The following is a 19,989-nucleotide window of genomic DNA, read 5'->3' as shown; positions in this document are numbered from 1 at the left end:
TCATTTAAACTTCGGTAACAATGAAAATAAAATCGCATTCACTCCTGTGCATTCTCGCCACCATCGCATTGAGTTCTCCGCTCTCTGCACTGAGCGTGAATGCCCAGAAGGCGGTATCCAAGACATGGAATCCGAACCTGAAGAACGGAATGTACCGCAACCCGGTTATTGACGCCGACTACTCAGACCCAGACGTATGCCGTGTGGGCAATGACTACTATATGACCTCCTCTTCCTTCCAGTGTTTCCCAGGCTTGCAGATTCTGCACAGCACCGACCTGGTAAACTGGGAGATTATAGGTGCTGCCCTACTCGATGACTATCCTGTTTTGCCTGAATACCAGGGCACCGAACTGGATTGGCGCAAGAAGGTTCAGCATGGTAACTACGTGTGGGCACCCTCTATCCGCTATCATGACGGATGGTTCTATATCTACTGTGGCGATCCTGACCAGGGTCTCTTCATGACCAAGACACAAGATCCACGCGGCCCTTGGGAACCTATCACCTGGGTGATGAAGGGAAAAGGTCTTATCGACTGCTGCCCTCTCTGGGATGAAGACGGCAAGGCTTATCTTTCGCATGGATGCGCCGGTTCAAGAGCCGGTATCAAGTCAGTGCTCTTCGTAGCTCCGTTGTCACCTGACGGCACCAAGGTTATCGGTCCTTCACGCATCGTATATGACGGTCATGAAGACCAGCCAACCATCGAGGGAACCAAATTCTACAAGCGCAACGGATATTATTATATCATGAGTCCTGCGGGCGGAGTAAAGTATGGCTGGCAGGTAGAACTGCGTTCTAAGAATCCATACGGTCCTTACGAGGAGTATGTGGGTATGGCACAGGGAAAGAACAAGAAGGTAAACGGCCCTCACCAGGGTGCATGGGTAGATACCCAGAACGGTGAAGACTGGTTCCTCCACTTCCAGGATAAGCACGCCTATGGTCGTGTGGTTCATCTGCAACCAGCCAAATGGGTAAACGACTGGCTCGTCATCGGTGACGACAAGGATGGCGATGGCTGCGGTGACCCTGTTCAGCAATGGAAGAAGCCAAACCTGCCATCAAGCGGTAACTTCCAGCCTAAGGAATCGGATGATTTCAACAGCGTAGATTTAGGTCTGCAATGGCAGTGGAACGGTCCTTACAGTCAGTACTGGTACTTCTGTGATGCCAAGAACTCCAAGTTGCGTCTCTATGGTGTGCAGCAGGCTGAAGATGTAAAGAACCTGTATGATTTGCCAAACCTCCTGCTCCAGAAACTCCCTACCGAGAACTTTACTGCTACTGCCAAGGTGAAGTTCATACCTAACCGCACCGAGGCTTACAAGGAGAAAGATAAGGTATTGGGCGAAAGCGCCGGCATGATTATGCAAGGCATGGACTATGCGGCACTCAAGTTTGTTGATACCAAGGAAGAGGGTGTTGTATTGCAATATGTAACCTGCGAGAAGACTGAGAAGGGAAAGGCTGAGAAGGTGGTAAAGCAAGTGGCCATCAAGACCAGCAAGCAGCCTCAACCTTACACCGTGAAGTATGCCGTAGATGATATTCCTTCTTCCCGCATCGCTACCCAGGATGTATGGCTCCGCGTGAAGGTTCATAGCGAAGGCATCGCCAACCAGATACAGGCTATCGCTGAATGGAGCTACAGTCTGGATGGTAAGAACTTCACCAAGATAGGCAATCCTTTCACTGTGCGTGAAGGCAAGTGGATTGGTGCCAAGCTCGGTTTCTTCAACACCCGTACAGCCAAGAAGAACGATGCTGCCTTCTTCGACGTAGACTGGATTCATTTCGAAAAATAACGCTTTCCAGCTAACGCGTTATTTCAGAGAATATTTTGGGAAACAAAAAAATCCCCCTCATTGCAAATCAATGCAGCGAGGGGGATTAATCATTATGAGTAATCTAAAAATTCTAATCTTTCTTTTCTTCTGTAGGCTCTGCCTTTGTTGTTTTCTTGGCAGGAGCTTTCTTGGCAGGAGCCTTCTTGGCTGCAGGCTTAGCTGCGGTCTTCTTGGCAGGAGCAGCCTTAGCAGGCTTCTCGCCATGTTGCTTCTCTGCCTCCTTCTCTATCTTTTCAATCTTAGCCTGAAGACGGACAATCTCCTTGTCCTTCATCTCAATCTCTTCATCCTGATTCTTGATGGTAGTAAGCAGGCTCTCAAGCTGATCGTTATCAACATCAGTAGGATAGAGGTCGTTTACTCGGGTGATGAAGTCGCCAAGAATGTTCATATAGTTAGTGAAAGCATCGAAAGGACTTGAATAGATACCTCTGTCAAGACCCACATTGCTTGGCTTGGTAGTCATGAAACGGAAGTTGTTACTTGCCTGCAGGTAATCCCAGTCCTGATTGATACGTGGATCGTTGGCGATACGTACACGGTCTGCCACACTGTAAAGCTTGTTGAAAGCCTCACGCTGCATCGGGTTACCCAACCATGAACTTACATCACGCTCCTCATCTACCCAACTCAAGGTATCAGGCACATTCACCTCGCCTACCGACTTGATCTTCTTGCAGATTTCTGAAGGTGTTGAGAAGGTGATGCCACGGTCCTTGGCACACTGAGGCAAAGCCTTCATAAACTCGAGGATGTTGCTTGACAGAGGCTGGGCAATACCAAGAGCAGAAAGCTCCATGAAGATATTGATAACCTGCTCCTCCTCTGGGAAGGCAGCAATCTGGTTCATATAGTTGTCGGCAAAGAGTGGATAACCGTCCCAATCGCTGTTGCTGAAGCGCAGAGAGATATCATCGCTCAGGTTCACATCGCGCAACAGGAGCTTCAACTTAGGGTTCAGGGCGCAATGGTAAACATAGTGAGGAGACTTCCAGCCGAGCACGTGCTTGGCACCCTCGGTGAGCATACCAATGAATCCCATGTTGGCAACATCGTTACCGATATCATCGCTGTAGATGAGCGAAGAGTTGCGCAATACGGTAGGTTTCTTTCCGAAATATTCCTCAATCTTAGTACACTGGCGCATCACCTCATCCTTGAAACTTGCCTCATTAACCAGAGAAGCAAGTCCGTGAGAGTAAGGCTCAGCCAGGAACTCTACACAACCCGTATTGTTGAGCTGCTGAAGCTTCTCCAGTACCTGAGGAGCATGAAGTTCCAACTGCTCCATACCCACACCCGAAAGCGAGAAAGCTACCTTGAAATACTTGCCGTTCTTTTCAATCATCTCCTGAAGGGCATTCAAGGCAGGCATATAAGAGCGCTCAGCAATCTCGTTGATGCTACGGTCGTTCTCGTAGTCATCATAATAGTAATGGTCGGTACCGATATCAAAGAAGCGGTAGCGTTTCAGATGGGTAATCTGATGTATCTCGAAATATAAACAAATTGTTTTCATACTTTGAACTTTAATTTTTGAACTTTGAACTTTATGATTAGCCCTTTAACATTTAACATTAAACATTTAACATTAAACATTACTTCCACCCTAAGGTCTTGAGGTACAGGTCTTTGATGCGGGCTCCCACTTTCTCCCAGGTAATCTGGTCAACCTCTTTCTTGCCTTCCTCTGAGAGATAATCGAAGAGACTCTCGTTGTGACAGATGCTGTAGATTGCATCGGCAAGGGCATGGATATCCCAGTAGTCTACCTTGATACAGTTGGACAGGATTTCTCCACATCCACTCTGCTTGGAGATAATGGTTGGTGTGCCGCACTGCATAGCTTCCAAAGGTGAGATACCGAACGGCTCGCTCACAGATGGCATCACGTAGACATCACTGTCTTTCAGACATTCATAAACCTGTTTGCCGCGCATAAAGCCAGGGAAGTGGAACCGGTCGGCAATGCCTCTTTCGGCAGCGAGATAAATCATCTGATCCATCATATCGCCCGAACCTGCCATACAGAAACGCACATTGCGGGTACGGTGCAATACCATGTTGGCAGCCTCAACGAAATATTCAGGTCCCTTCTGCATGGTAAGACGTCCCAGGAAGGTTACTACCTTCTCCTTGCCCTTATGATTTGGGCGTGGAATATCCTGCCACTCCTGCTTCAATGGGTATACGGCATTGTGCATGGCGAAACACTTGCGTGGATCCTGGTGATACTGGTGAATCACCGTCTGACGGGTCAGCTCGGATACACACATGATGCAGTCGGCATTATCCATACCGTCTTTCTCAATAGCGTAAACGGTAGGGTTCACCTTTCCACGGCTACGGTCGAAATCAGTAGCATGAACGTGGATGCACAATGGTTTGCCACTCACGCGCTTGGCATGAATTCCGGCAGGGAATGTAAGCCAGTCGTGAGCATGGATAATATCAAATTCTTCTGAACGGGCTACAACTCCGGCAATGATGCTGTAGTTGTTGATCTCGTCATGAAGATTTGACGGATAACCACCGGCAAAGTCCATACAGCCGAGGTCATTTACATGCATATAGTTAAAATCGGCATAGATGTGGTCACGGTAGCGGAAATAATCGTCCGGATTCATGATATTGCCTACGCGCTGCTGCACATAGTCGTGATTTACATCTCGCCAGGCGATAGGCACACTGTTCATTGCCACAATCTTGCAGGCACTGCGGTCCTCATCACCGAAAGGATGAGGCAGACACAATGTGATATCAACATCGCCCTGGGCATGAAGTCCCTGGGAGATACCAAAGTTGGCAGTTGCCAAACCACCAAATACGTGAGGAGGATACTCCCATCCAAACATTAAAACTTTCATATAGCAGTCCTCCTATTATTAATATTGATATTTTTCAAGTAACTCGAGCGCACGCAGAATCTCAGCCACATTCATGGCGAAAGAGATGGCACCACGACCTGCGAATGGAGGGTTTCCATCGAAGAGTTCGCTGATGGTACCGAGACAGTGGGAAGACATTTCGTCCTCATAACCTACCATCTGGCGTTCGATAAAGCTCAAACGGGTACGCTTATAGAGTTTCAGACTTGCCTCCATATAGAAGCCACCGAGCCATGGCCATGCCGTACCCTGATGGTAAGCATAGTCGCGCTGGGTCTGCGGACCTACATAAACAGGATTATATCCACCGCTCTTTGGCGAGAGTGAACGCAATCCCTTAGGAGTAAGGAGTTCGCGTGTACAGATATCAAGAACCTGCTTCTTCTGGTCTTGCGACAATGGAGAATAGTCGAAAGCCACTGCAAATATCATGTTCGGGCGAACGCTCCAGTCCATCATATTTCCATCAACATAATCGTAGAGATAGCCATATTCATTGAGGAAGGTATCGAGGAACGCCTGCTTGGTCTGCTCAGCCTGAGCCAGGAGTTTCTGCTGGCTGTCTTCTTCACCTACTGTTGCAGCGAGAGAAGCACAGAAGCACAAAGCGTTATACCACAAAGCATTAAACTCTACGATATATCCGGTACGTGGAACCACTGGTCTGCCGTTGGCAGTAGAGTTCATCCAGGTAACAGCCTTGTCCTTACCATCGGTATAGAGTAATCCGTTCTCTTCGAGCTTCAGGTTCGGATGCTTGTTATCCTGGATAAAGCTGATAACATCCTTGATAAACTGTCCATACTTCTTGAAGCATTCTTCCTTGCTGGTTTCCTTGGCATACTGCTGCAAAGCCCAGATAGCCCACAATGGTACGTCAGGCTGCTCTATCTCAGCAATATGAACGCTGACCGGCTTGCCTTCCATAAACTCGTAGTATCCCTTCATGGCAGTCTTCATCACCAGTTCGAAGTAGTCATCTTCCTCGATAGAGAGGGTGAGACCCGGAAGAGCGATGAATGTATCGCGGGCTCTGCACTTGAACCAAGGGTAACCTGCCAGGATATAACGGTCATCGTTCTTTTCACGACGATGGAACTGATGAGCCGCATTGACCAGACAGTGGAAGAAATTGTCACGAGGCGAACGCTCATCCACTTCCTTGTCGAAGAGCTTCTTCAGGCTAACCGCCTTGATTTCTGATGTAGAAGCAGCAAAGACGATGGTTTCGCCTTTCTTGATATCCATTTCAAAATAGCCAGGAACATAGAGGTCTTCGTTAGAAGCATAACCTCTCTCCTGCTCCTTTGGATATTCCACGCCACGATACCAATCTGGACAGAATTTAAACTCGTTCTTCTTGGAGAACTGCATATAGAGATCAGGATAACCTGCATACATACAGGTCTTGATGCCATGATCTACCTCAGCATAATCACGAGATGCGGTAGCATTCTCATGAGTAAACTGACGGACACTGCGGAAAGCCAGAAAAGGACGGAAACGAAGGGTTGTAGCCGAATGGCCGTCTACCAGGGTATAGCGAATCAGAATGCGATTCTCATAATGCTGGAATACAACTTCCTTTTTCAGGATAACACCACCTACGCGATAAAGGGTAGTTGGCACTTTATCACAATCAAACTCACGAATGTACTTGTGGCCCATCGGACTGTAGTTGTTGCCCTGGTACTTGTGCAAGCCGAGGTTAAACTCAGCTCCATGCTGAATCACCGTAACATCCAGCGAACTCAAGAGCACGTGATTGTCATCGTCCAGTTCTGGAACCGGCACGACAAGTAATCCGTGATACTTGCGGGTATTACAGTCTACAATCGTTGAGCACGAATATGCACCCGAGCGATTAGTCCTCAACAACTCCTTAGGCAACGATTCTTGAAGATTCGTCATAAGGGCCTTTTCGAATTTTAGATAACTCATAGATCTATATTAAGGTTCTATATTTTTGTTGACTAAATTAATTGCTTTCAAAGGTAACACTTTTTTGTGGTATAACAAAGCTTTTTGTATGCCATTTTTAGAAAAAATTGCCTTTTTATGTTCTAAAACATATTTTTAGACAAAAATGCTTGATTATTTCGAGAAAAAGCATTACTTTTGCACTCAGTTTTCAGTTTAAAAGATTTGTACACATGGCAGCTAGAGGAAAATACGATAAAGAAAATATAGCAATGCTGATTGCTAAGCTATGGGGAGGCATCACTGATGACCAGTTCGATTTACTGAAAGAACATCTGGAAATCAAGAAGTATAAGAAGAACGAAATCATCTACAAGAACGAGGGTACTCCCGAATATGCACTATGTCTCATAGCGGGAAAAGTGAAGATATACAAAGAAGGTATCGGTGGCAAGAGCCAGATTATCCGTGTTATCAAACCGATTGAATTTTTTGGTTTCAGAGCCTATTTTGCGGATGAGATATACAAGACGGCAGCCATGTCGCTGGAAAACTGCGTCGTTGCCCAGTTCCCGCTGGCAGTTCTCATGAAACTGATCTCCAAGAGTTTCAACATCGGCTTCTTCTTTATCAAATATCTCAGTGTGGAAATAGGTAAATCGGACGACCGTACCGTGAACCTCACCCAGAAACATATCCGTGCCCGACTTGCCGAGGGACTGATATTTCTGAAAGACTCTTATGGGTTAGATAAAGATGGTAAAACTCTTGACATCCGATTGAGTCGTGAAGATCTGGCAAATCTCTGTAATATGACAACGAGCAATGCCATCCGTACGCTCTCAGCCTTTACGGCAGAAGGACTCATCAATACTGAAGGAAGGAAAATCAAAATCTTACAGGAAGAAGAAATCATAAAAATAGCAGAACTCGGATAAAGTTCTGCTATTTTTTATTTATATGTTTTACATTATACGTTTTTCTTGATACATTTCCCTTATTACGGGCATACTGGTTATACGGGTATCAGGAAGTTGATAACCTCCTGAATAACAGTAATCTGGAATGGGCCTACCGGTGTATTCATCAATCTGCCATCAATACCTATCAGGGCATGCTGGGCATCGAGCACCTCTACCTCTCGGGTACGGTAAGGATGCACACTCTTATGGTTGAGGAACTTACCTTTCACAAAAAGATAGATTCCCTCGAAGAGCTGGGTTGTCTTAGGATGAGATACCACCGACACATCGAGCAGTCCGTTATATGGCACAGCATTCGGAGTCTGTCCATATCCTGTTCCATTGCCTATACACATCGTCATCACTCTACGCTTGATAACATCCGAATTGATTTTCACATGCATCTTATAGTCCAGACGCTGGAATATCATCAGGATGAAGGAACAGAGAAACGACAGGGTACGTGAACCGAAGATATGATGGGTTTTTCGTCTCAGGTTCATGATGGCGGCGATGAGTCCGATATTGATACAGTTGAGGAAATAGCGACGGCATTTCTCCCCCTTCTTGTTCACATAGCGGATACAACCGAGGTCAATCTTTCTGATACGACGTTTTTTCAGCGACGCCACCGTCTTCTCAATATCGCTGTCGCTGAATCCCCAGAAGTGGGCAAAGTCGTTCATCAGTCCGTTAGGAATAACACCCAGTGCCACCTCTTCTCTTTCTTTCGGATCTATCTGCATCAGACAGTTTACGGCATCATTGAGCGCAGAATCTCCACCAACGATGACAATGGTCTTATAACCATTGTTGATAAACATTCTGATGAGCCGTTCTACGCTCTTCTGATTCTCGCTCTGCACAAAGTCGTAATCCACGCCCTGCTGCTTGAGCACCTTCTCTATTTTTTCCCAGCGCTTGTTACTTCGCCAGCCTCCTCTAGGGCAATAAAGCAGCCCCCATTTATTCTCGTTTACCATTGTCTCTTCTTTGTAATTTGAAAGTTGTAGAAATATTACTTCCGCCTAGCCACCGTTGCATCCGATTCCATCGGATGCCAGCCCTAGCCAGATTCCAGGCCGCAGCCTAGCTCCTCATCAGCTCCAAAACCGTCTCCACCTTTTTCTCCATTGGCTGCAATGCATCTACCCAATGGATAGTAAAGCCTCTGCGCTCCATACCTCTGAACCACGTCATCTGCCTTTTGGCAAACTGATGGATTGCTATTTCCAGACCGCGATACATCTCATCGTATGAAGTCTTACCAATCACATATTCTGTAATAAACTTATATTCCAAACCATAATAGATGAGATTTTCGGCAGGAATACCACGATCTAGCAGTCCCTTGATTTCATCTACCATTCCCTCATCCAATCGCTGTTTCAGTCTCTTTGAAATTTTCTCCCTTCTTGCGTCCCGGTCTATGCTGACACCGATAATCAGCGAATCAACCGCAGGGAGTTCACGTTCGGGCATCGGATGCTCCAGATTATAGCTTTCAATCTCTATCGCCCGGATAGCTCGCTGTGCTGTATCCACGTCTGTGCGATTGTGCATATTAGAACCCGTTTTCGTCTTCAGCTCTTTCAGTATCAGCGTAAGTTCCTCTAAACTCTTATGAGCCAATGACTCACGGAGTTCCGGGTTCTGCGGAACAGGTGAGAGATGATAACCTTTCAGCACCGACTCAATATAGAGTCCTGTACCTCCACATAATATCGGAAATGCCCCTCTCTTCTGAATATCCTGATAGGCATCATAAAAATCCTGCTGATATTCAAAGAGATTATATTTCGTACCAGGCTCACAGATGTCAATGAGGTGATAAGGTATCTGCTTGCCATGAATAGTATAGTCAGCCAGATCCTTACCCGTACCTATATCCATGCCGCGATACACCTGCCGACTGTCAGCACTAATGATTTCAGCGCCCTTGGCAGGGGTACCCGACAAATGGGCACCCAGGCTATTGATCCTGGCTGCAAGAGCGGCAGCAAGACTCGTCTTACCACTCGCCGTAGGTCCCAATATGGTTATCATCGAATATTTCATGCCGCAAAGTTAAATGAAATTATTGAGAAAACAAAATAAAATGAAAAGAAATTCTCACTTATAAAAACAAAAAGCCGTCCAGCATTGAAAAAATGCTGAACGGCCATATACTTAATCGTTAAGAGACAACGAATTAACCGTTGTGCTTCTTCATGATCTTGATCAACTCAACAACCTTGTGTGAGTAACCAATCTCGTTGTCATACCAAGAAACAACCTTAACGAAGTTGTCTGTCAAATAAACACCTGCGTTAGCGTCGAAGATAGATGTCAAAGCGCAACCCAAGAAGTCAGAAGAAACAACAGCATCCTCTGTGTAACCGAGTACACCCTTCAACTCACCCTCAGAAGCAGCCTTCATAGCAGCGCAGATAGCCTCCTTAGAAGCAGCCTTCTTCAAGTTAACTGTCAAGTCAACAACAGATACGTCCAAAGTAGGAACACGCATAGAGATACCTGTCAACTTACCGTTCAACTCAGGGATAACCTTACCTACAGCCTTAGCAGCACCTGTAGAAGAAGGGATGATGTTGCCAGCAGCTGCACGGCCACCACGCCAGTCCTTCATAGATGGACCATCAACAGTCTTCTGTGTAGCAGTTGTAGAGTGAACAGTTGTCATCAAACCTGTCTCGATACCGAAGTTATCGTTCAATACCTTAGCGATAGGAGCCAAGCAGTTTGTTGTACAAGAAGCGTTAGAAACGATCTTCTGACCATTGTACTTGTCAGTGTTAACACCGCAAACGAACATATCAGCCTGGTTACCGTTAGCGTCAGCCTTAGAAGGAGCAGAAAGTACTACGTACTTAGCACCAGCCTTCAAGTGCTTCTCAGCCTTGTCATAAGCGAGGAAGAGACCTGTAGACTCAACTACGTACTCAGCACCAACCTCATCCCACTTCAAGTTCTCAGGATCACGCTCAGCAGTAACACGGATGTGGTTACCGTTAACGATCAACTCGCTCTTCTCAACGTCAGCCTCGATAGTACCGTCGAAATGACCGTGCATTGTATCATACTTCAACATGTAAGCCATGTAATCAACTGGGCACAAGTCATTGATAGCTACTACCTGTACTTCCTTTGCGTTCTCAGCCTCAACTGTAGAACGGAATACGAAACGACCGATACGGCCAAATCCGTTAATACCAATCTTAATCATTGTTCTTAATATTTAAATTAAAAGTTTAATAAAAATTACTTTTTTAACTGCTTTCGAGCGTTCATCCGATGCTGAAACATTCAAAATTTTACGCCTTAGAGCATTTTTTCTTCTTTTCGAGCGCAAAGTTACTAATTTTTTTCTAACTTTGCAACCAGAATGTGTATTAAATAAGTTAAAAAAGAATAGTAGAGCTTTAATATTGGCATTATTTTCACTCATTACATGCCATACTGACAACTCCATATTGCAAAAAGCAAAGGAAAAACTCAGCATTCTATACCTTATTATATATATAAGAAAAGAGAAAAAGAAAAACAATCAAACTATAGTTATAATTAAAAAGATAAAAGTATGAGTAAATTTTTGAATGAATTCAAGGAATTCGCCATGCGTGGCAATGTGCTCGACATGGCTGTCGGTGTTATCATCGGTGGTGCCTTTGGCAAAATCGTGAGCTCCGTTGTAGATGATGTCATCATGCCTCCTATAGGATGGCTGATTGGCGGCGTGAATTTCGCCGACCTCAAATTCACCCTACCTACCGTCAATGTAGCGGGTGAGGAACTGAAGGCGGCTACCATCAACTATGGTAACTTCCTCCAGACCTGTTTCGACTTCCTCATCGTTGCCTTCTGTATCTTCATGCTCATCAAGGTGGTGAACAAGATTTCCAAGAAGAAGGAAGAGGAAAAACCGGCAGAAGCTCCTAAGGCTCCGGAGCCAAGCAATGAAGAAAAACTCCTCATGGAAATACGTGATCTCCTGAAGAACCAGAAATAAGAATAAAAAAAGTCGCCCTCTTTGAAGGCGACTTTTTTATTCTGTTTATTCCCACTCAATTGTCGAAGGTGGTTTTGAAGAGATGTCATAACATACACGGTTTACACCCTTCACCTTATTAATAATCTCATTACTTACCTTAGCCATGAAATCATAAGGAAGATGTGCCCAGTCAGCAGTCATCGCATCAGTACTGGTTACAGCACGCAAGGCAACCGGGTGCTCGTATGTACGCTCATCACCCATCACACCTACTGAACGGACAGTAGAAAGCAATACGGTACCAGCCTGCCAGATCTGATCGTAGAGAGAAACCTCGATCTCGCCATTCTGCATGTCAGCAGGAACACCGGCAGCCAGAACGCGACGAGCTTCCTCACCACTCAACTTCACCTTATATTCACGCAAGCCACGGATATAGATATCGTCAGCATCCTGAAGGATACGTACCTTCTCAGGAGTGATATCGCCCAAGATACGGACAGCCAAACCAGGACCTGGGAATGGGTGACGAGTAATCAGGTGCTCTGGCATACCCATAGAGCGACCTACACGGCGAACCTCATCCTTGAACAGCCACTTCAAAGGCTCACACAACTGAAGGTTCATTTCCTTAGGAAGACCACCTACGTTGTGATGACTCTTGATTACCTTACCGGTGATATTCAAGCTCTCGATACGGTCAGGATAGATGGTACCCTGAGCCAACCACTTGGCACCAGTCTGCTTTTTAGCCTCAGCATTGAAAACCTCCACGAAGTCGCGGCCGATAATCTTACGCTTCTTCTCAGGGTCAGTAACACCAGCCAGGTCAGCAAAGAACTTCTCTGATGCATCCACGCCGATTACATTCAAGCCCAAACACTTGTAGTCTTCCATCACGTCACGGAACTCATTCTTGCGCAACATACCATGATCTACGAAGATACAGGTAAGGTTCTTACCGATAGCCTTGTTCAGGAGAACGGCAGCCACACTGGAGTCAACACCGCCAGAAAGACCGAGGATAACCTTATCGTCGCCCAACTGTTCCTTCAACTCAGCAACTGTTGTCTCAACGAAAGAGTCAGCACTCCAGTCCTGCTTACTTCCGCAGATATCAACCACGAAGTTTTTCAAGAGCTGTGTACCCTGCAAAGAGTGGAACACCTCCGGGTGGAACTGTACTGCCCATACAGGCTGTTTGGTAGAAGCATAAGCAGCATACTTCACATTAGCAGTAGAAGCGATGCACTTGTAATCATCAGGGATAGCAGTGATGGTATCACCATGGCTCATCCAAACCTGAGAATTCTCGATGAATCCCTTGAACAAAGGATTCTCCTTATCGAAATGCTCCAAGTTGGCACGACCATACTCACGGCTGTCAGCAGCCTCCACCTTACCGCCCTGGGCGTAAGAGAGGAACTGAGCACCATAGCAGATGCCGAGTACCGGAATGCGGCCGATAAACTGGCTCAGATCAACCTTGAAAGCTTCCGGATCATGAACGGAATAAGGGCTACCGCTCAAGATGACACCAATGACAGATGGGTCATCCTTTGGAAACTTGTTGTAAGGCATGATCTCGCAGAAGGTATCGAGTTCACGGACACGACGGCCGATGAGCTGTGTGGTCTGTGAACCGAAATCCAAAATAATAATCTTCTGTTGCATAATATCTAATTTTAATTTACAGTTTACAATTTATAGTTTACAGTAATCTTGCTATACGGCATAGCCGCTATTAACTATAAACTATTAACTAACGATTTCAGGAATGCTTCCGCCTCTTTCAGCGTCTCCTGCTTTCCCACATCCATCAGCTTGAGGTCGTTCTTTACATATCCCTCTATGCGCACCTTGTCGCAATGCTTCAGATAGAAGTCCATGATAGGGAACTTGTCCGGTTCCTCCTCCATCAACGGAAAGAGCGATGGAGCAACCATGTGGATGCCCGAGAAAGCATACATCTTATAATCTTTGGGATTGAGATCAGGATAAGGACTCTTCACCTCGCCCGTTTCTATATTCGTCCATCCCACCAGTCGCATGCTGTCATCCAAGAGCAGATAGCGCTTGGTCTTGCGTTCGCTCACCATCAGGCGGGCAGCAATCATATCCCTGCTCTCCATCTGGTAGAATTTCTTCAGATCTACATTACTCAGAATATCCACGTTGTGGATAAGAATAGGCTCTGACTGGTTGAAGAGCGGCCATGCCTTCCGGATACCTCCACCCGTTTCGAGCAGCTTTTCACTCTCATCACTGATACGGATGTCCATACCGAAGTTGTCATGTGCTCTGAGATAATCGATAATTTGTTGGGAGAAATGATGCACGTTCACTACAATGCGAGTGAAACCGGCATCCTTCAACTGAAAGATGACACGTTTGAGCAAAGGTTCTCCCCCGACACTTACCAGAGCCTTCGGAATGCGGTCGGTAAGTGGCTTAAGGCGAGTGCCCAAACCTGCTGCGAATATCATTGCTTGCATCATTGCTAAATAGCTATTTTTAAATGTGCGTGCAAATTTACTAACTTTTTGCGAGATAGCCAAATTTGCACGCTATTTTCTATTGTTTTGCCGGCAAAACCTGTTCAATATGCTGTTCACGATGACAAATCTGCACTTCTACACCAAACTTCCGGTGAATATGTTCGGCAAGATGCTGCGCAGAATATACACTGCGATGCTGACCGCCTGTACATCCGAAACAGAACATCAGAGAGGTGAAACCACGCTGAATGTAGCGGTTTACATGATGGTCGGCAAGTGCATAGACATGATCCAGGAACTTCAATATCTCACCATCATCCTCCAGGAATCGGATAACAGGCTCATCCAGACCCGTCAACTTCTTATAAGGCTCGTATCTGCCAGGGTTATGGGTACTTCTGCAGTCGAAGACATAACCTCCACCATTGCCCGACGGATCCTCTGGAATGCCCTTACGGAAAGAAAAACTATACACTCTTACCACCAGCGGTCCCTTACCATCATATTTAGAATATGTGGCAGGTCCGTCCTGCGGATGCGCACGATAGATATTGTTGTCGGTAGTCTTATAGCCGTCTGCACGACTCAGCGCCACACTCTCTATCACCTTGAACTGTGGCAATTCGGTCAGTCTTCTCAACATATCCATCATATAAGGATAAGGGAATACCTTGTCACCCATCTTCAGAAGATCTCGCAGATTCTGGATAGCTGGCGGAATACTGTCGATGAAATGCTTCTTGCGTTCGAAATAGCCGCGGAATCCGTAGGCGCCCAAAACCTGCAAGGTACGGAAGAGCACAAAAAGACTCAACCGGTTTACAAAATGGCGCACCGATGGTACCTCGGTATAATGCTTCAATGACTGGTAGTATTCCCAAACCAGTTCTCTGCGCAGTTTGAACGGATACTTAGCAGATGCCTGCCAGAGGAATGAGGCGAGATCATAATAGAACGGTCCTTTTCTACCACCCTGAAAATCAATAAAGTATGGATTTCCCTTATCATCCAGCATGATGTTGCGTGCCTGAAAATCGCGATAAAGGAAACAATCCATCGGTTCTGATGTCAGATCCTTGGCAAAAAGCCGGAAGTTGGCTTCGAGCTTCAGTTCGTGAAAATCCAAATCGGTAGGCTTCAGGAAACAATACTTGAAGTAGTTGAGGTCGAAGAGTACACTGTCTACATCGAATTCTGGCTGCGGATAGCAGTTCTGCCAATCCAATCCTCTTGCACCGCGAATCTGGATATTCGGAAGTTCACGAATGGTTTTCTTAAGGAGTTCCTTCTCTTTCTGATTGTAACGTCCGCCCGCATCTCGTCCGCCCTTGATGGCATCGAAAAGCGAAGTACCACCAAGGTCTGTCTGAAGATAGCAGAGTTCATCATCGCTCACCGCCAGAATCTGGGGAACAGGCAACTGTCTGAGCTGGAAATGCTGAGCCAGATATACAAAGGCATGATCCTCATCACGACTGGTTCCTATCACACCAATTACCGTATCACCATCATGCCCAATGATACGGAAATACTGCCGGTTACTCCCCTGCCCTGCCAATTTTATGACATCAGCCGGTTCTTCACCCGCCCATTTTTTATATAAATCAATCAGCTTTTCCATCATTATTCAGTTTACGTCGTTTCCGATCATCATCAATCTTCTGTGCGAAGTTATCTCCGATAAAGAGAAGCAATAAGATACCCAGCGTAGTAAGGAACGAGTTTGTAGTAGTCATTCCCAACTCTGCCTTTGTAATATAAATGAGTCCTCCGATAACAATCAGAAAGACCACTGCTTTTTTCCAATCAATATTGTTCATGCTATGAATTTTCTATTATGCTGCAAAATTACACAATTAAATTGAGAAAACAAAATAAAAACAAAAAAAAATCGGATGTCTCACGACAACCGATTTCCAAAAACAAACTACTTAAAAACTAATCTACTAAAACAAATCAAAAAAATATCTTTGCCATCCCTTAGGATGATACTTTCTTTTATTTACGATGCAAAGTTACAAAAAAAGATTATTCGAACCAAATAATTTTGCTATTTTTTGCATCTTTATGACTAAAAAAACAAAAAAATAGGGATAATTCGCTGAGAATCACCCCTATTTGATATTTTCGCTTTGCAAACTCGCAGTCTTACGATATGCTTTGTTTGCTCAAATTATTCATCTAATTACATCATGCCACCCATACCAGGTGCTGCAGCTGGTGCAGCTGGTGCAGGCTCTGGTTTGTCAACCAACACACACTCTGTTGTCAGGAACAAGCCTGCGATAGAAGCAGCATTCTCCAAAGCTACACGCTCTACCTTGGCAGGATCTACGATACCAGCCTGACGCATATCTTCGTAAACGTCCTTGCGGGCATTGTAACCGAAGTCACCCTCGCCCTCGCGTACCTTATTTACTACTACAGAACCCTCGCCACCGGCATTGGCAACAATCTGACGGAGAGGCTCCTCAATAGCACGCTCTACGATACGGATACCTGTTGTCTCGTCAGCGTTATCACCCTTCATATCCTTCAACGCCTCGAGAGCACGGATATAAGTAGTTCCACCACCAGCAACGATACCTTCCTCGATAGCGGCACGGGTAGCGCAGAGTGCATCGTCAACACGATCCTTCTTCTCCTTCATCTCAACTTCAGAGTTGGCACCTACATAAAGGACAGCTACACCACCGGCGAGCTTAGCCAGACGCTCCTGAAGTTTCTCCTTATCATATGAAGACTTGGTATTCTCAATTTCGTTCTTGATCTGAGCTACGCGATCCTGGATATTAGCCTTCTCGCCATGACCATTAACTATAGTTGTATTGTCCTTGTTGACGGTAACCTTGTCTGCTGAACCCAGCATATCCAAAGTTGCCTGCTCCAACTTCAAGCCCTTCTCCTCAGAGATAACAACACCGCCTGTCAATACTGCGATATCCTCCAACATGGCCTTGCGACGGTCACCGAAGCCTGGAGCCTTCACAGCACAAATCTTCAAACCGCCACGCAAACGGTTAACTACCAAAGTAGTCAAAGCCTCTGAATCAACATCCTCAGCGATAACCAACAAAGGACGACCACTCTCAGCAGCAGGCTGGAGAATTGGCAAGAACTCCTTCAAGTTAGAAATCTTCTTATCATAAAGAAGGATGTATGGGTTATCCATTACACACTCCATCTTGTCTGCATCTGTCATGAAGTAACCGCTCAAATAACCACGGTCAAACTGCATACCCTCAACAACACCGATGTTGGTATCACGGCTCTTGCTCTCCTCGATAGTGATGACACCATCCTTAGAAACCTTGCGCATTGCGTCAGCCAAGAGCTTACCAATCTCAGCATCATTGTTGGCAGAAACAGTAGCCACCTGCTCAATCTTATCGTAGTTGTCGTCTACCTGTTCAGCATGTTCCTTGATGAAGGCAACAACAGCAGCCACAGCCTTGTCGATACCACGCTTCAAGTCCATTGGGTTTGCACCTGCAGTAACGTTCTTCAAGCCCTCTGTTACGATAGCCTGAGTCAGGATAGTAGCAGTTGTTGTACCGTCACCGGCATCATCACCAGTCTTGCTGGCAACGCTCTTAACAAGCTGAGCACCAGTATTTTCGAATTTATTCTCCAACTCTACTTCCTTAGCCACGGTAACACCATCCTTAGTAATCTGAGGAGCACCAAACTTCTTTTCGATTACCACGTTGCGGCCCTTAGGACCGAGAGTTACCTTTACTGCATTTGCCAACTGATCAACACCCTTCTTCAAGAGGTCGCGGGCATCCATATTATATTTAATATCTTTAGCCATTTTCTTTTATTTTTTTAATGTTGAATGTTAAATGTTGAATGTTGAGTTAAAACAAAGCAATTGAATCCTTCACTCTTCGTTCTTCACTCTTCACTTATTCTTACTCTTCTACTACAGCGAGTACATCGCTCTGACGCATCATGATATATTTAGTACCACCGAATTCGAGTTCTGTGCCAGCGTACTTACCATAGAGTACGGTATCACCTTCTTTGAGAATCATCTCTTCGTCTTTCGTACCCTTACCTGTAGCAACGACCTTACCACGCTGTGGTTTCTCTTTTGCTGTATCAGGGATAATAATTCCACCTACTTTTTCTTCAGCTGGTGCAGGAAGTACCAGCACTCTGTCTGCTAATGGTTTAATGTTCATGATTCTATAATATTTTAATTGTTATACGTTTATTTTGCCAACAGGTATTGCTACCCGTCACCCCGCCAGTATACGAAAAACGTGCCAAAGCATCCATACTGACACTTTGACACGTTTAAATACTGACATTATATCACAAAAACTTGTGTTTTATTTCATTTTCCATTGATAATCGAATCTTTCAATATCCTCCTCAACCAGTGGATTACCATTCTGAACTTCGATGAAAGTCAGCTGTGTAATCGCCTTGATGGCATGATAATGCTCCAGAGGAATCACCACGGTATCACCAGCCTTCACATGTTTCTCCTCACCATCAAGTACAAAGATGCCCTCACCTTCTACGAATGTCCACACCTCTGAACGATGGTGATGAAGCTGATAACTGATATTCTTACCTGGCTTCAAGGTAATACTCTTGGTGAGCGAATGATTACCGTCAGCATACTCAGAATCGTCAATCACCCGATAAGTACCCCACCTTCTTTCCTCATACATCGGACGCGGAGTAAGATGTTCTACCGCCTTCTTGATGTCCTCGGAATATTTCTTTGCACAGACGAAGATGCCATCAGGACTCGCTGCAACAACAGCATCCTTCAAGCCATCCACATACAGAGGCAACTGGAGTTCGTTGATGACATGCGTATTCTCGCAATGACTTCCCATCACCGCATTACCGATGCTGGCATGATGCAGCTCATCAGTGAGTGTGTTCCAGGTACCCAGGTCCTTCCATTCACCATTAAACGGTACTACCGCTACCGATTCAGCCTTCTCCGCCACCTCGTAGTCGAAAGAGATTTTTGGAAATTCGCTATATCTTGCACGAGTATCTTCAAAGTTCTCACTCTGCATATACTTACGTACAATCTGCATCATATAGCCCAAACGGAAAGCGAAGACACCACCATTCCAGTAAGCACCCTCCTCCAGGAGTTTCTCTGCTGTAGGCACATCCGGTTTCTCGGTAAATCTCTTCACTATCTGATACTTCTCTCCTTCAGCAAAAGGAACCACATAACCATATTTTGCACTTGGATAAGTAGGTTTGATACCCATCAGCACGAGGTCGGCGACGTTTTTCTCCACACATTCCACCATACGGGCTATGGTATGGAAATATTCCAACTCGGTATAAGGATCACAAGGCATAATAACCACAACCTCGTCATCCTCACATTTCTTCTTCAGTTTCAGATAACTTGCAGCTAAAGCGATAGCAGGGAAAGTATCACGCCTCTCCGGTTCGGTAACCACAGAAACCCGCTCTCCCAGCTGGTTCTGGATGATATCCAGCTGACTGGCGTTTGTAGCAAGCGTAATATCGCTGGTCAGATTTGCTTCCTGAGCCTGACGTACCACGCGCTGAACCATACTTTCCATCTCCCCATTCTCCTTTTCGAGCAATGGCAAGAACTGTTTGCTTCTAGCATTATTGCTAAGTGGCCAGAGCCTTTTACCCGAGCCACCCGATAACAAAATTAATTGCATATTATTACTATCTAAATCGTTTATTGTTCATACTTAAGATTTCACAAATTAACAATGAGAGACTGCATCACATCAGGAGTTTACTCCCAGTACCAACAGGTCTCAAAGAAGAATCATCCGTGATAATCCGGCTGCAAAAGTACGTTTTTCTTTTGAGACCACCAAGCAATTTCTAAAAAAACTACCTATTCATATAAAA

Annotated in this window: 17 protein-coding genes; 3 read left to right on the top strand and 14 right to left on the bottom strand. The window is 45.5% G+C overall.

Translation table 11 applies throughout. The features are described 5' to 3' along the window. The first annotated feature begins 20 nt into the window (after positions 1-20). Positions 21-1,811 carry a glycoside hydrolase family 43 protein gene (locus tag KUA46_RS01280; RefSeq protein WP_218487447.1) on the top strand — a complete coding sequence of 597 codons (1,791 nt, stop codon included), beginning with the start codon at positions 21-23 and terminating at the stop codon, positions 1,809-1,811. A gap of 112 nt (positions 1,812-1,923) precedes the next feature. On the opposite strand, the gene KUA46_RS01275 is transcribed toward KUA46_RS01280, so the two are convergent. From KUA46_RS01275 to KUA46_RS01265, 3 genes are all read right to left on the bottom strand, one after another. Continuing rightward, complete coding sequence (locus KUA46_RS01275) at positions 1,924-3,372, bottom strand: glycoside hydrolase family 57 protein (RefSeq protein ID WP_218487446.1); 1,449 nt, start codon at positions 3,370-3,372, stop codon at positions 1,924-1,926. Positions 3,373-3,451: 79 nt separating this feature from the next. Next, the gene (locus tag KUA46_RS01270; protein WP_022121648.1) at positions 3,452-4,720 is read right to left on the bottom strand and encodes a glycosyltransferase family 4 protein; all 1,269 of its coding nucleotides are present in this window, start codon (positions 4,718-4,720) and stop codon (positions 3,452-3,454) included. Positions 4,721-4,738: 18 nt separating this feature from the next. Further along, positions 4,739-6,682 carry a glycogen debranching enzyme N-terminal domain-containing protein gene (locus KUA46_RS01265; protein ID WP_218487445.1) on the bottom strand — a complete coding sequence of 648 codons (1,944 nt, stop codon included), beginning with the start codon at positions 6,680-6,682 and terminating at the stop codon, positions 4,739-4,741. Positions 6,683-6,894: 212 nt separating this feature from the next. Here KUA46_RS01265 and KUA46_RS01260 point away from each other — a divergent pair, with 212 nt between their 5' ends. Continuing rightward, the gene (locus KUA46_RS01260) at positions 6,895-7,599 is read left to right on the top strand and encodes a Crp/Fnr family transcriptional regulator (RefSeq protein WP_218487444.1); all 705 of its coding nucleotides are present in this window, start codon (positions 6,895-6,897) and stop codon (positions 7,597-7,599) included. A gap of 77 nt (positions 7,600-7,676) precedes the next feature. Here the strand turns inward: KUA46_RS01260 and KUA46_RS01255 are convergent, their stop codons facing one another. The 4 genes from KUA46_RS01255 to KUA46_RS01240 form a co-directional block, all read right to left on the bottom strand. Further along, positions 7,677-8,606: a diacylglycerol/lipid kinase family protein gene (locus tag KUA46_RS01255; RefSeq protein WP_022121645.1), complete on the bottom strand. Its 930-nt coding sequence runs from the start codon at positions 8,604-8,606 to the stop codon at positions 7,677-7,679. Positions 8,607-8,712: 106 nt separating this feature from the next. After that, complete coding sequence (gene miaA, locus KUA46_RS01250) at positions 8,713-9,681, bottom strand: tRNA (adenosine(37)-N6)-dimethylallyltransferase MiaA (RefSeq protein ID WP_218487443.1); 969 nt, start codon at positions 9,679-9,681, stop codon at positions 8,713-8,715. 133 nt (positions 9,682-9,814) lie between these two features. Beyond that, positions 9,815-10,846, bottom strand: coding sequence for a type I glyceraldehyde-3-phosphate dehydrogenase (gene gap, locus KUA46_RS01245; RefSeq protein WP_006846296.1), 1,032 nt, complete (start codon positions 10,844-10,846; stop codon positions 9,815-9,817). Between the two features lie 12 nt (positions 10,847-10,858). Next, positions 10,859-11,092, bottom strand: a complete 234-nt coding sequence (locus KUA46_RS01240) for a hypothetical protein (RefSeq protein ID WP_119229233.1) — start codon at positions 11,090-11,092, stop codon at positions 10,859-10,861. Positions 11,093-11,200: 108 nt separating this feature from the next. Here KUA46_RS01240 and mscL point away from each other — a divergent pair, with 108 nt between their 5' ends. Then, entirely contained in the window at positions 11,201-11,629 is a 429-nt protein-coding gene (mscL, locus tag KUA46_RS01235; protein WP_117588102.1) for a large-conductance mechanosensitive channel protein MscL, read from the top strand. A gap of 45 nt (positions 11,630-11,674) precedes the next feature. Here the strand turns inward: mscL and guaA are convergent, their stop codons facing one another. The 7 genes from guaA to KUA46_RS01200 form a co-directional block, all read right to left on the bottom strand. Continuing rightward, positions 11,675-13,285 carry a glutamine-hydrolyzing GMP synthase gene (gene guaA / locus KUA46_RS01230; protein WP_022121641.1) on the bottom strand — a complete coding sequence of 537 codons (1,611 nt, stop codon included), beginning with the start codon at positions 13,283-13,285 and terminating at the stop codon, positions 11,675-11,677. A gap of 74 nt (positions 13,286-13,359) precedes the next feature. Next, positions 13,360-14,109, bottom strand: a complete 750-nt coding sequence (locus KUA46_RS01225; RefSeq protein ID WP_218487442.1) for a nucleotidyltransferase family protein — start codon at positions 14,107-14,109, stop codon at positions 13,360-13,362. 76 nt (positions 14,110-14,185) lie between these two features. Beyond that, on the bottom strand, positions 14,186-15,730 hold the full coding sequence (locus KUA46_RS01220; RefSeq protein WP_217326156.1) for a RapZ C-terminal domain-containing protein: 1,545 nt from the start codon (positions 15,728-15,730) through the stop codon (positions 14,186-14,188). Further along, entirely contained in the window at positions 15,714-15,929 is a 216-nt protein-coding gene (locus tag KUA46_RS01215) for a hypothetical protein (RefSeq protein WP_006846290.1), read from the bottom strand. The genes KUA46_RS01220 and KUA46_RS01215 overlap by 17 nt, the downstream gene beginning before the upstream one ends. Before the next feature lie 365 nt (positions 15,930-16,294). Beyond that, entirely contained in the window at positions 16,295-17,923 is a 1,629-nt protein-coding gene (groL, locus tag KUA46_RS01210) for a chaperonin GroEL (RefSeq protein WP_006846289.1), read from the bottom strand. 100 nt (positions 17,924-18,023) lie between these two features. Continuing rightward, positions 18,024-18,296 carry a co-chaperone GroES gene (locus KUA46_RS01205; RefSeq protein WP_153112893.1) on the bottom strand — a complete coding sequence of 91 codons (273 nt, stop codon included), beginning with the start codon at positions 18,294-18,296 and terminating at the stop codon, positions 18,024-18,026. Positions 18,297-18,446: 150 nt separating this feature from the next. Continuing rightward, positions 18,447-19,790 carry a sugar phosphate nucleotidyltransferase gene (locus tag KUA46_RS01200; protein ID WP_218487441.1) on the bottom strand — a complete coding sequence of 448 codons (1,344 nt, stop codon included), beginning with the start codon at positions 19,788-19,790 and terminating at the stop codon, positions 18,447-18,449. Between the last annotated feature and the right edge of the window lie 199 nt (positions 19,791-19,989).

This window comes from Segatella copri (assembly GCF_019249765.2).
Lineage (GTDB): Bacteria > Bacteroidota > Bacteroidia > Bacteroidales > Bacteroidaceae > Prevotella > Prevotella copri_K.
Note: the sequence above shows the minus strand (reverse complement) of the source record. Positions and strands in the feature narration are given on the sequence as shown.